This window comes from Saccharopolyspora erythraea NRRL 2338 (assembly GCF_000062885.1).
GTDB classification, from domain to species: domain Bacteria; phylum Actinomycetota; class Actinomycetes; order Mycobacteriales; family Pseudonocardiaceae; genus Saccharopolyspora_D; species Saccharopolyspora_D erythraea.
In genome coordinates, this window is sequence record NC_009142.1 from 6634048 (window position 1) to 6646225 (window position 12178).

The window sequence follows — 12178 nt, forward strand, 5'->3', positions numbered from 1 at the left end:
CGGGTTCCCCGCTGTGCCGCGGGATGCCCCGCCCCGCCGGTGTCTCACTTGACGTCCTGGTCGGCGACCACGAACAGTTCCGAGTGCGGCTTGGCGTTGCCGAAGTCGCCGTGCGGCCACGACCGCCGGTTGAAGTCGACCCCGACCTCGCCGGTCACCTCGTCGCGGAAGGCGTCGTCCACCGAGACCGAACCGTCCTCGCCCAGGTTCACCATGTTGACCTTGTGGTCACCGTCGAGCCCGGACCGCGCGACGAAGTAGTTCGACACCGCGAGCCGGCTAGGCTTGGCTGTCTCCTGGTAGAGCCCGTCCGGGCCGATCCTGAAGTTGTCGTAGGCACCCCAGTGCGGGCCGGCACCGGGCTGGCCCGGGTTGACCGGCGTCGCACCGGCCAGCGTCGGGCAGTCCTCGCCGCCACCGCGCTGCGCCTTCTCCAGCGTGTCGATCGAGCACTTGAAGCCGGTGCCGGCCGCGACCAGCTTGGAGATGTCGAGCGTGTAGACCCCGCCGGTGGTGCCGGGGTCGTCCGGCCCGAGCGTGCCCGGCTGGCGGCCGACGATGGCCCGGTACAGGAAGCGGTCGTCCGGGCTGGTCTGGATCCAGCCGCCGTTGGAGCTGCCGCCGTTGCTGTCGTTGGCCGGGTCGATCGCCTTGTTCGCCGCGCCGTCGTCGAAGACCTCGACCCAGTGCGGCTCGGCCGCGGTGATGTCGGGGGTGTAGAACACCGCACCGCCCTGCATGGTCTGGGCGAACGCGCCCTTGTGACCGGGCAGGTTGGTCACCGTGGTCTCCATGACCGCCCGGCTCTCGGCGTGCAGCGGGTCCTCCGGATCGGCCCGGGGACCGTCCGGCAGGTACGAGACCGCCCTGAGCTTGGGATGGTTGCGGTCGGAGATGTCCCAGGTCCGCACCGTCGGCCGCCGCAGGTAGGGCGACGGCTGCTTCACCGGGTCCAGGATGATGTTCCTCGGCTCGGCGTAGTCACTGGTGACCAGCGTGTCCAGGTCCTCGCGGGCCTGGATGCCGTGCGGGTTGGCGCAGGTCGGCGTGCCCAGTCGCGGCAGGTTGGCGCACAGCTTCTCGTTGTCCCCGCCCGGGGTCGCCGCGGGGGACTGCGAGAGCACCCTGGCGTTCTGGTCGAACCGCACGACCTCACCGGGGCTGCCCGCGAAGCCGTTTCCGACGTGCACCGAACCGTCGTCGTAGCGGAACGGGCCCGGCGCGACCGGACCGCCCATGTAGGTCGCGTAGGCCGTGCCGTCCTTCAGCGTCCAGTACGCGTCCGGGACCGAGCCGCCCAGCGTCTGCGACGGCAGGCTGATGCCCTTGAGCTTGAGGTTCGGCAGCGCCGACACGTCGAACGCGTAGGTCGCGGCCCCGAACAGGGCACCGGCGAAGATGGTGTCGCCCTTGTGCCACACGTACTGCATGTGGTGCGGCTCGTTCTCCACCAGCGGCCCCACGGTCGCGGTGTTGACCACCTGGCCGTAGGTGCTGGAGCCCTTGGTCGCGTCGATGACGGCCAGGAAGTCCGGACCCGGCAGGGCGTCGCGGGCCTTGTCCAGGCCGCCCCCGAGCGAACCGGGCAGGTCCTTGACGTCCTTGACCGCGGTGTCGGCGATGTTCTCGTCACCGGCCCAGACCAGCAGCCACTCCTTGCGCTGCCCGGAGGCGTTCGACAGCGCGCGGCCGACGAGGTGGTTGGTGACCGAGTACTCCTTGCCGTCGGCGCCCTGGACGCGGTGGGTCGACACCTGCACGCCGGCGTAGGCGTCGCTGGACGCGACGGGCAGCGTGACCGCCCCGAGGGCGACCAGCACCGCGAGCACCGCCCGCCGGCGTCCGGGTGCGGCGCGGGGACGGGGCTGGGCGCCTTCCGGCGCGGAACGCCGCACTCCCGGCCATCTTCTACGCGTTCTTGTTCTCATCAGCACTCCTGAACGTGCCGGCATGCCGCCGCCGGCAACAAAAGGACGAACGGAAACAACGAAAGACGTCGAACGGCAGCCGCGAAATGCGCGCGCGGCAAATCCCGGAAAAACCGAATCAACGCAAAACCGGACGCGCCGAATTCAGCGGAACGCGATCCGGTGGAAGAAAGGACGCCGACCGCGTCCCCTGTGACGAGGGAGAAGAACCCTTCAGGCGCTACACAGCGCGCTGGCCTGGTGCCGCAGATCCACGTGGATCCTGGCGACCAGGGCGAAGAACCTCGGCATGCGCACGATCATGCGCGGCGGGTGATCACGATGTCAAACCCGGACCATTGAATGGGAAACCGGATGCCGATCGCGTCCCACAACCCGCGATCGGCATCCGGTCACCTGAAAAGCGGTTCCCCGGCTGCTCCGGCCGGGCCTATGTTCGTCGTCCCTCGCCCTTTTCCAGCTCGATCGCCCGGCGCATCGCCTTGCGCCCGCGGTTGCGGTCGCCTGCCAGGTCGTATGCCTGGGCGAGGGCGAACCAGGCCCGCCAGTCCCGCGGCGCGGCCTCCAGCTCCCGCTGCTTCTCGTCGAACCAGGCGTCGGCGGCGTCCCGCTCGACGCGCCCCGACGGCCGCAGCGGCAGGTGCGAGACGTCGGGCAGCGCGCCCTCGTCGTGCAGGCGGCGCGCCAGCCGCTCGGTGCTCGCGCCGAAGCGCAGCTGGTCCACGACCAGCACCGCGCCGAGCACCGGCAGCACCAGGATCGCCAGCCCCAGCGCGACGAACACCGGCTGCCCGCTGACGATCATCGTGAAGGCTCGTCCGCCGAGCACCACCAGGTACGCCAGCAGCACGAGGGCCAGCACGAACGCCGCGCCCCGCGCGGTGACCAGCCTGCGCCGGTCGCGGTCCCGCTCAGACACTCACAGCCCCAGCAGCGATTCGAGGCCGACCGTCAGGCCCGGGCGGGAGCCGATCTCGCGGATCCCGAGCAGCACGCCCGGCATGAAGGACCGGCGGTCGTAGGAGTCGTGGCGGACCGTCAGCGTCTCGTCCTCGCCGCCGAACAGCACCTCCTGGTGCGCGACCAGGCCGGTCATCCGCACCGAGTGCACCCGCACCCCGTCCACGTCGGCACCCCGGGCGCCGTCGAGCTCCTTGGTCGTGGCGTCCGGCGACGGGCCGCGCCCGGCCTCGGCGCGCGCCTGCGAGACCACCTGCGCGGTGCGCGCGGCCGTGCCCGAGGGCGCGTCGGCCTTCTTCGGGTGGTGCAGCTCGACGATCTCCACCGAGTCGAAGAACGGGGCGGCGATCTCGGCGAAGCGCATCGACAGCACCGCGCCGATCGCGAAGTTCGGCGCCACCAGCACACCGACCTCCGGCCGCTCGGCAAGCCACGAACGCACCTGGTCCAGCTCGGCGGTGCCCAGCCCGCTGGTCCCGACGACCACGTGGATGCCGTTGTCGACGCAGAACCTGATGTTGTCCAGCACCGAGTCGGGGTGGGTCAGCTCCACCGCGACCTGCGCGCCCTCGGAGACCAGCGCGTCGAGCGAGTCCTCGCGGTTGACCGCCGCGACGAGCTCGGTGTCGGGGGCCTCGCCGACGGCGCGGACCGCCTCGCTGCCCATCCGCCCGCGGGCGCCCAGTACGCCGACCTTGATCGGGGCTGGCGAGTTCACCTTGTCGACCGCCTTTCCACAGCGCTTGTACCTGCGGTGATTCTGCAAGACCTGGCTCAGAGCCCGTCGGGCAGGTCCTCGACGGCGCCGTAGGGACCGACGACCGCGGTGGTCAGCGGGCGTTGCAGCAGCTCGGCCGCCAGCTCCGCGACGTCCTGCGCGGTGACGGCGTCGATGCGCTCAAGCGTCTGCGCCACGCTCAGGTGCCGCCCGTAGTTCAGCTCGCTCTTGCCGATGCGGGTCATCCGCGAGGCGGTGTCCTCCAGCCCCAGCACCAGACCGCCCCGGAGCTGGCCGCGCCCGCGCGCCACCTCGTCCTCGGTCAACCCGTCCGCGGCGACCCCGGCCAGCACCCCGCGCACCACCGCGGCGACCTCGCCGAGGCGGTCCGGCGTGCAGCCGGCGTAGACGGAGAAGGTGCCGGTGTCGGCGTAGGCCGTCGTCGAGGAGTAAACCGAGTAGGCCAGCCCGCGCTTCTCCCTGATCTCCTGGAACAGCCGCGAGCTCATCCCGCCGCCCAGCGCGGCGTTGAGCACGCCCAGCGCGAAGCGCCGCTCGTCGTGGCGGTCGATGCCCCGGCAGCCGAGCAGCAGGTGGGCCTGCTCGGTGTCGTCCTCGTGCAGCACCAGCGGCCTCTGCCGCGGCAGGCGGGCCCGGCCGGAGCGCGGCGGCGCGGGCGCGGAGTCGCCGTCGAGCCGGTCGCCGATGGCCTTGCGCAGCAACCGCAGGACCCGGGCGTGCTCGATGTTGCCCGCGACGGCGACGACCATCCTGGGCAGCTGGTAGCTGCTGCGGTAGAAGCCGTGCACCCGGGCCCGGCTCATGCTCTCGATGGACTCCTCGGTGCCCAGCACCGACCGGCCCAGCGGGTGGTCGCCGAGCACCGCCTCGGTGAACGTCTCGTGCAGCAGGTCCTCGGGGTCGTCGTCGCGCATGGCGATCTCCTCGAGCACCACGCTGCGCTCGACGTCGACGTCGGCCTTGGCGTTGACCGCGTCGAACACCACGTCGCAGAGCATGTCGACGGCCAGCGGGAGGTCCTCGTCCAGCACGTGCGCGTAGTAGCAGGTGTGCTCTTTGGAGGTGAAGGCGTTCAGCTCGCCGCCGACCGCGTCGATCTCCTGCGCGATCTGCACGGCGGTGCGCTTCGCGGTGCCCTTGAACAGCAGGTGCTCCAGGTAGTGCGCGGCACCGGCCTGCTGCCTGGACTCGTCGCGCGAGCCGACGCCGACCCAGATGCCCATCGATGCCGACCGCGCGCCCGGCACCTGCTCGGTGACGACCCGCAGCCCGCCCGGCAGCACGGTCCGCCGCATCGCCTCTCCGCCACCACCGCGTCCGAGGACGCGCGTCGTACCCGGTCTCTGCAGATGTCCGGCACCTGTCTGCTTCTGCTGCTGCTTCATGGTCCTCGGGTCTCGGGGGCGCGAATGGCCGCGGGCGGCGACGGCGGCGCCGTCCACCACCGGTCGACCACCGCGCGACGGCGGGTCTGCTCGAACGATACGGCCCGCCCCGGGAACCGGGACGGGCCGCATCAGTTCGGCGTGTTCACACGCGGCGTCTTGGCGTCAGATCATCCGCGTGCCGCTCGGAGCGCTGTCAGGCGCCCTGCTCGCTCGTCTCTTCGCTCTCGCCGCCCTTGTCGGCGTTCTCCGCCTCGTCGTCGACGACGACCAGGCTGATCTTGCCGCGGCTGTCGATGTCGGCGATCTCCACGCGCAGCTTGTCGCCGACGTTGACCACGTCCTCGACCTTGCCGATGCGCTTGCCGTTGCCCAGCTTGGAGATGTGCACCAGGCCGTCCTTGCCCGGCAGCAGCGAGACGAACGCGCCGAACGCGGCGGTCTTGACCACCGTGCCCAGGAAGCGCTCGCCGACCTTCGGCAGCTGCGGGTTGGCGATGGCGTTGATCTTGTCGATCGCGGCCTCCGCGGACGGGCCGTCGGCGGCGCCGACGTAGATGGTGCCGTCGTCCTCGATGGTGATCTCGGCGCCGGTCTCCTCGGTGATCGAGTTGATCATCTTGCCCTTCGGGCCGATGACCTCGCCGATCTTGTCCACCGGGATGCTGATCGAGGTCACCCGCGGGGCGTGCGGGCTCATCTCGTCGGGCTTGCCGATCGCCTCGGCCATCACCTCGAGGATGGTGAACCGGGCGTCGCGCGCCTGGCCCAGCGCCTGCGCCAGCACCTCGGACGGGATGCCGTCCAGCTTGGTGTCCAGCTGCAGCGCCGTCACGAACTCCTTGGTGCCCGCGACCTTGAAGTCCATGTCGCCGAAAGCGTCCTCGGCACCGAGGATGTCGGTCAGCGCCACGTAGTGGGTCTTGCCGTCGATCTCGTCGGAGACCAGGCCCATCGCGATGCCCGCCACCGGCGCCTTCAGCGGCACACCGGCGTTGAGCAGCGACAGCGTCGATGCGCAGACCGAGCCCATCGAGGTCGAGCCGTTGGAGCCCAGCGCCTCGGAGACCTGACGCAGCGCGTACGGGAACTCCTCGCGCGTGGGCAGCACCGGGATCAGCGCGCGCTCGGCCAGCGCGCCGTGGCCGATCTCGCGCCGCTTCGGGCTGCCGACCCGGCCGGTCTCACCGGTCGAGTACGGCGGGAAGTTGTAGTGGTGCATGTAGCGCTTCGTCGTCTCCGGGGACAACGAGTCGATGGTCTGCTCCAGCCGCAGCATGTTCAGCGTGGACACGCCCAGGATCTGGGTCTCGCCGCGCTCGAACAGCGCCGAGCCGTGCGCCCGCGGGATGACCCCGACCTCGGCGGACAGGCTGCGGATGTCGGTCAGGCCGCGGCCGTCGATGCGGACCTGGTCGCGGATGATCCGCTGCCGGACCAGCTTCTTGGTCAGCGAGCGGAACGCGGCGCCGACCTCCTTCTCGCGGCCCTCGAACTGCTCGCCCTCGCCGGTGCCGACCTTCTCCAGGACGGCGGCCTTGATCTCGTCGAGCCGGTTCTCGCGCTCCTGCTTGCTCGCGATCTTGAGCGCCTCGGCCAGCTCGGCGGAGGCGGCCTGCTCGACGGCGGTGAAGGCGTCGTCGGCGTAGGCCGGGAAGACCGGGAACTCCTCGGTGGCCTTGCCCGCTGCCTGCGCGAGCTGCTGCTGGGCCTGGCACAGGGTCCGGATGAACGGCTTGGCGGCCTCCAGACCGGCGGCCACGACCTCCTCGGTCGGCGCCTGCGCACCGGCGGAGACCAGGCCCGCGGTCTTCTCGGTGGCCTCGGCCTCGACCATCATGATCGCGACGTCGTCACCGACGATGCGGCCGGCCACGACCATGTCGAACACCGCGCGCTCGAGCTGCTCGTAGGTGGGGAAGGCCACCCACTGGCCGTCGATCAGCGCCATCCGGGTGCCGCCGACCGGGCCGGAGAACGGCAGGCCGGACAGCTGGGTGGACGCCGACGCGCCGTTGATCGCCAGCACGTCGTAGGGGTCCTGCGGGTCCAGGCTCATCACCGTGACCACGACCTGGACCTCGTTGCGCAGGCCGTCGACGAACGACGGGCGCAGCGGCCGGTCGATCAGCCGGCAGGTCAGGATCGCGTCGGTGGAGGGACGGCCCTCGCGGCGGAAGAACGAGCCGGGGATGCGGCCCGCGGCGTACATCCGCTCCTCGACGTCGACGGTCAGCGGGAAGAAGTCGAAGTGCTCCTTCGGCTGCTTGGAGGCCGTGGTGGCCGAGAGCAGCATGGTGTCGTCGTCGAGGTAGGCGACGACGCTGCCGGCGGCCTGCTTGGCCAGCCGGCCGGTCTCGAATCGGACGGTACGGGTGCCGAAGGCGCCGTTGTCCAGCACCGCGGTCGCTTCGTACACGCCCTCGTCCAGTGACTGCACGTCAGTCAAGTTGGTTTCTCCTCGTCTCCACGAGGCCCACGGCAGCGCATCCGGGTCGTGGTCCGACGAGGCCGGCCATCGATCGAAGCCCTCGGGAACCTCCTGCGAGGTCCGCCCGGGAGCCACTACCGAGGACCGGCGGACGCTTGCCCGCTGTCACCGTGAGCTCTCTGCAGTTCTGCGGGCGGCGGCGCCGCCCCCTCTTCATGCACCGAGGGGAGCGGCCGACCGGCCACTCCCCTCGGCGTCTGTCAACGACGCAGACCGAGTCGCTGGATCAGCGAACGGTAGCGCTCGATGTCCACCTTCGTCAGGTAGTTCAGCAGCCGGCGACGGCGGCCGACCATCAGCAGCAGGCCACGACGCGAGTGGTGGTCGTGCTTGTGCTGCTTGAGGTGCTCGGTGAGACCGATGATGCGCTTGGTCAGCAGGGCCACCTGCGCCTCGGCCGAGCCGGTGTCGCTGTCGTGCAGGCCGTACTCGGCCAGGATCTGCTTCTTCTCCGCAGTGGACAAAGCCACGAGTTGACTCCTATTTGCGTCCCGTGGTCACAACGACCGGCGCCCGCCCCGCCTGGGGGCCGCGCCGGGGATCGGTCCGGGTCGCTTCGCGTGCACCGCGAACTCCCGGCCGGGCTCGGCCGCCACGGACTGCAGCCCGAGCCACGCTCCACGATATCAGGCAGACGGGTTACTCCCCGGTCGCCCCGGCGTACGGCGCGTCAGGGCCACCCTGCGCACCGGCGTGTAGACCGGGCCGCCTTCGCCCTGGTCACTGCGGACCAGGGTCACCTCGCCGAGCTCCCACCAGGGCCCGGCGTAGCCGTCGAGCAGACCCCGCAACCGGCCTCCCCGCGGCCGGCCCGCCGCCCACCGGGCGACCGTCATGTGCCCCTGGTAGTCGTGCGGGTCGGCCCCGGCCGCGCGCACCAGCGCCCGGATCGTGGCCTCGTCCGAGGCGTCCTCGGGTTCGGTGCCGACCCACAGCACGCCGCGGAAGGAACCGCCCGCGGCCAGCCGCAGGCGCGGCGGGCCGGGATGCCGCTCGCGCACGGCGGCGACCTTGCGTTCCAGGCGCGCGCCGAGCCTGCCGGGGTCGGCGTCGTCGCCGTGGAAGCACAGCGTCAGGTGCCACCGGGCGGAAGGGATGAACCGGAACTTGCGGAGCCCCTCGGTGGCGTCGGCCAGCCGGTCCTCGGGCAGCGAGTCCAGCGCCGCCGAGAGGTGGCGGACCGCCTCCTCCGACGGCCGCAGCGCGGTGAACAGGCGCATGGCCGGACCCTAGTACCCGCCCGCCCCGCGAGCACCCGGTCGGGCGAGAACGCCTGCAGAGCCTGCATTTGATCATTGAAGCGGCGAAGCCGCTTGCCCCCGACCGGCACCGCCACGCGAAGTGAGCCCGGAGGGTTCCCGGTCAGGTCAGGTCGCCGTTGGCCGCGCGTCGCAGCAGGCCGGCCAGGGCCGGGTAGTGCCCGTCGATCATCGACGCGGCGGCCTCCAGCTCGCTGGGGCGCGCGACCTCGCGCAGCACCGGCCACGCCGTCTCCTCGCCCGCGGCCTGCATGACCGGCAGGTTGTCCCGGCCGACCGACGGCTGCGAGTTGCGGACGTCCTCCAGCGCGTGCTTCATCGCCTCCGAGTCGCCCGCGGCCACGCCCGGGATGAGCACCTTGCGTTCGAGCATGACCAGCCGCGCCAGCACCTGCGGGTTGCCGATCTTGGCCCGCCGCCCGCTCATGACCTGGCTGAGCATGGGAGCGCTGATGCCGAGCACGTCGGCGAGCTGGGCCTGGGAGATCCGGAAAGCGACCACCAGCCTGCGCACCCGGTCACCCAATGGCTCGCCGTACCACTGGCGCTGCAGTGCCAGGTTCCGCTGGACGCTTTTCTGTTCCTCCACCTTCGCTCCCCCGGTGCCACCGTTGATCACGCCGCCCGACGCCTGGCGTGGTACCGGCCTGAATCCTGCCAGGTCACGCTCCCCCCGCGGGGAGTTATCGGAAAACGCTTCGCGTGCGGCCCCGCCGTTGCGCTCAGCAGGCTGCTCCGAACGGGTCATCCGAGTCGGCTCCGTCACACGTCCGCCCGCAGGATCTCGCGTACCTCGTCGACGTCGCGGTGCATCTGCTCGATCAGCGCGTCCGCCGAGTCGAACCGCACCTGGCCGCGCAGCCGCCGCACGAAGTCCAGGTCGACCTGCTCGCCGTAGAAGTCGGCGTCGATGTCGAGCACGAACGCCTCGACGGTGCGCTCGGTGCCGGAGAAGGTCGGGTTGCTGCCCACCGACACCGCCGCGGGCAGCGCGGGCCCCGGCTCGGCTGCGCCGCGGAGCCGGTGGGTGAACCAGCAGGCGTAGATGCCGTCGGCGGGGATCGCGGCGTAAGCGGGCGTGTTCAGGTTCGCCGTGGGGAAGCCGAGTTCCTTGCCGCCGCGTCCCGCGCCGCGCACGACGATGCCCTCCAGGCGGTGGTACCTGCCGAGAGCGGACGCGGCGGCGACGACGTCACCGGCGTCGATGCACGAGCGGATGTAGGTGGAGGAGAAGGTCACCGAGCCGTCGTCACCGTCGCGCTCGGCGGGGCCGGTCAGCAGGGCGTCGGTCTCCACCTCGAAGCCGAACCGCTCGCCGAGCTGCTCCAGCGCGGTGATGTCGCCGGCCGCCTTGTGCCCGAAGCGGAAGTTCTCGCCGACCACGACCACCGCCGCGTGCAGGCGCTCGACGAGCACCTCGTGCACGAACTGGTCGGCCGGGATCCGGGAGACCTCCTGAGTGAACGGCAGCACGCAGAAGACGTCGACCCCGAGCTGCTCGGCGAGTTCGGCGCGCCTGCGCAGGGTGGTGAGCTGGGCCGGGTGGCTGCCCGGGCGCACGACCTCCGCCGGGTGCGGGTCGAAGGTCATCAGCACGCACGGCAGACCGCGCCGTCGGGCGCGCTGGACCGCGTGGGTGATGAGCTGCTGGTGGCCGCGATGTATCCCATCGAAGACCCCGATGGTGACCACGCACCGACCCCAGCCGCCGGGAAGCTGCTCCAAACCGCGCCATCGCTGCACGGCCCGCAAGCCTACTGCCGCCACTCCGGTCGGTTGCCATGCCACCGGGTGAGTACCGGCGGCACGGCGTTCCCGGCGCCTCAAGACGTGTAGTCGCCGAAGGGGACGGCCCTGAGGACCGCGCCCTCGCACACGTTCATCTTCGAGTCCTCGCCGCGGTTGACGGGGATCTCGACGGCGTCCCCGCCCGCCGGCGGCGTGACCGACACCGCGCCGGGCGTGTCGCAACCGGGCGTCGAGGTCCACGACATGCGGAAGGTGGCCAGGTCGCCGACCGCGTCCAGCACCATCGGCCGGACCACGCCGTGCCCGTCGTCGGGGACCTGCTCGACGACGACCGGCAGCCGGTCACCGCCCTCCGAACCGCGCATCAACTCGACGGCCGCGCGGCCGTCCAGCACGCACGGGGTCATGTTCTGGCTGGTCTTGGTCACGCCGACGCTCCCGGAGCCGGCGAACTCGCCCGGCTGCTCGTGGCTGTTGAACGTGGCTTCCAGATCACCGGCGAGACAGGGGCGCAAGTCGTCGCCGGCCGGCATGCCGGCCGACTCCGCGGCGACCTGCTGGTTCCGGACCGGCTGCTGGTCCTCGATCACCTGGCCGGAGGCGTCCGGCCCCGCACCGCCCGCCGCGCATCCGCTGAGCGCCAGGCCCGCCGCCACCGCAACCGCCGTGCCCACGATCCGCTTGCGCATGAAGAACTCCTCGAACGTCCACTGCAGAACTGATCTCTGGACGTTCCGGGAGCGAAGGGGTTCCGGTGGGGTGAACTCAGTCACACCCGTTCGGCCGCAGGAAAGCCTCGCGCGCCGTCGGCGGAGGGCCGCCCGGGTCAGCCCGCCGGAGCGAGCACCAGCACCGGTTTGGCCCCTGGGACCCTGGTCGCGCACCAGGGCGATCGCCCGGCCGTCCGGGTCGAACACGCCGTAGGTGCCCTTCAGCCCGGCCGCCGGGACCGCCTGCCCGTGCGCGAGCGCCCGCGCCGCGGCGGTGTCCACATCGGTCCGCCGGAACGCGGCCTCCACCGCGCGGTCCAGGTCCATGGACAGCCCCGGCTCCTCCTCCAGCGCGTCGAGGGTGCGCGCGGTGGCCAGCCCGAACGGGCCGACCCTGGTGCGCCGCAGCGCGGCGAGGTGGCCGCCGACGCCGAGACCGGCGCCCAGGTCGCGTGCGAGGGCGCGCACGTAGGTGCCCGACGAGCACTCGACGAGCACGTCCAGCTCGGTCGCCGCCTCGGCCCGGCGCAGCGCGAGCACGTCGAAGCGCGACACCGTGACCGGGCGCGCCGCGAGCTCGACCTGCTCCCCGGACCGCGCGATCTCGTACGCGCGGCGGCCGTTGACCTTGACAGCGCTGACCGAGCTGGGGACCTGCTGGAGCTCGCCGGTCAGCTCCGCGACACCGGCGCGGACCGCGTCCTCGGCGACCTCGGACGCGTCGGCCTCCGACAGCACCTCGCCCTCGGCGTCGTCGGTGGTCGTCGCCGCGCCGAGGCGGATGGTGGCCAGGTACGCCTTGGTGTCCATGGCCAGGTGGCCCAGCAGCTTCGTCGCGCGTTCCAGCCCCAGCACGAGCACCCCGGTCGCCATCGGGTCCAGCGTCCCGGCGTGGCCGACCTTGCGGGTGCCCATGATCCGCCGCACGCGGGCGACGACGTCGTGGGAGGTCATCCC

General features: G+C 71.8%; 10 protein-coding genes and 1 pseudogene. All 11 read right to left on the bottom strand.

Going from position 1 to position 12178, the window contains the following annotated elements; all coding sequences use genetic code 11:
- Positions 1-44 precede the first annotated feature (44 nt).
- The 11 genes and pseudogenes from SACE_RS28330 to truB all read right to left on the bottom strand — a co-directional run bounded on the left by SACE_RS28330 (position 45) and on the right by truB (position 12175).
- Positions 45-1829, bottom strand: a complete 1785-nt coding sequence (locus SACE_RS28330; protein WP_009950458.1) for a hypothetical protein — start codon at positions 1827-1829, stop codon at positions 45-47.
- Positions 1830-2358: 529 nt separating this feature from the next.
- Entirely contained in the window at positions 2359-2847 is a 489-nt protein-coding gene (locus SACE_RS28335) for a tetratricopeptide repeat protein (RefSeq protein ID WP_009950456.1), read from the bottom strand.
- Complete coding sequence (gene dapB, locus SACE_RS28340; protein ID WP_009950455.1) at positions 2848-3606, bottom strand: 4-hydroxy-tetrahydrodipicolinate reductase; 759 nt, start codon at positions 3604-3606, stop codon at positions 2848-2850. It lies immediately after the preceding gene.
- Positions 3607-3662: 56 nt separating this feature from the next.
- On the bottom strand, positions 3663-5012 hold the full coding sequence (locus SACE_RS28345; protein WP_011874881.1) for a M16 family metallopeptidase: 1350 nt from the start codon (positions 5010-5012) through the stop codon (positions 3663-3665).
- A 196-nt stretch (positions 5013-5208) separates the two neighbouring features.
- Positions 5209-7461: a polyribonucleotide nucleotidyltransferase gene (locus SACE_RS28350; protein ID WP_011874882.1), complete on the bottom strand. Its 2253-nt coding sequence runs from the start codon at positions 7459-7461 to the stop codon at positions 5209-5211.
- A 242-nt stretch (positions 7462-7703) separates the two neighbouring features.
- Complete coding sequence (rpsO, locus tag SACE_RS28355) at positions 7704-7973, bottom strand: 30S ribosomal protein S15 (RefSeq protein ID WP_011874883.1); 270 nt, start codon at positions 7971-7973, stop codon at positions 7704-7706.
- 156 nt (positions 7974-8129) lie between these two features.
- A complete protein-coding gene (locus tag SACE_RS28360) occupies positions 8130-8723 on the bottom strand; it encodes a 2'-5' RNA ligase family protein (protein WP_009950448.1) in 594 nt (197 codons plus the stop codon).
- Between the two features lie 142 nt (positions 8724-8865).
- On the bottom strand, positions 8866-9351 hold the full coding sequence (locus SACE_RS28365) for a helix-turn-helix domain-containing protein (RefSeq protein ID WP_037302717.1): 486 nt from the start codon (positions 9349-9351) through the stop codon (positions 8866-8868).
- Between the two features lie 173 nt (positions 9352-9524).
- Positions 9525-10505 carry a bifunctional riboflavin kinase/FAD synthetase gene (locus tag SACE_RS28370; RefSeq protein WP_011874885.1) on the bottom strand — a complete coding sequence of 327 codons (981 nt, stop codon included), beginning with the start codon at positions 10503-10505 and terminating at the stop codon, positions 9525-9527.
- Between the two features lie 80 nt (positions 10506-10585).
- Positions 10586-11200: a DUF4232 domain-containing protein gene (locus SACE_RS39555; protein ID WP_009950442.1), complete on the bottom strand. Its 615-nt coding sequence runs from the start codon at positions 11198-11200 to the stop codon at positions 10586-10588.
- 137 nt (positions 11201-11337) lie between these two features.
- Positions 11338-12175: pseudogene (gene truB, locus SACE_RS39560) on the bottom strand (tRNA pseudouridine(55) synthase TruB).
- Positions 12176-12178: the final 3 nt, after the last annotated feature.

Excerpts from the sequence above, each read along its gene's own strand:
- SACE_RS28345 (WP_011874881.1), bottom strand. The coding sequence starts at position 5,012 with ATGAAGCAGCAGCAGAAGCAGACAGGTGCCGGACATCTGCAGAGACCG.
- SACE_RS28360 (WP_009950448.1), bottom strand. The coding sequence starts at position 8,723 with ATGCGCCTGTTCACCGCGCTGCGGCCGTCGGAGGAGGCGGTCCGCCAC.
- SACE_RS39555 (WP_009950442.1), bottom strand. The coding sequence starts at position 11,200 with ATGCGCAAGCGGATCGTGGGCACGGCGGTTGCGGTGGCGGCGGGCCTG.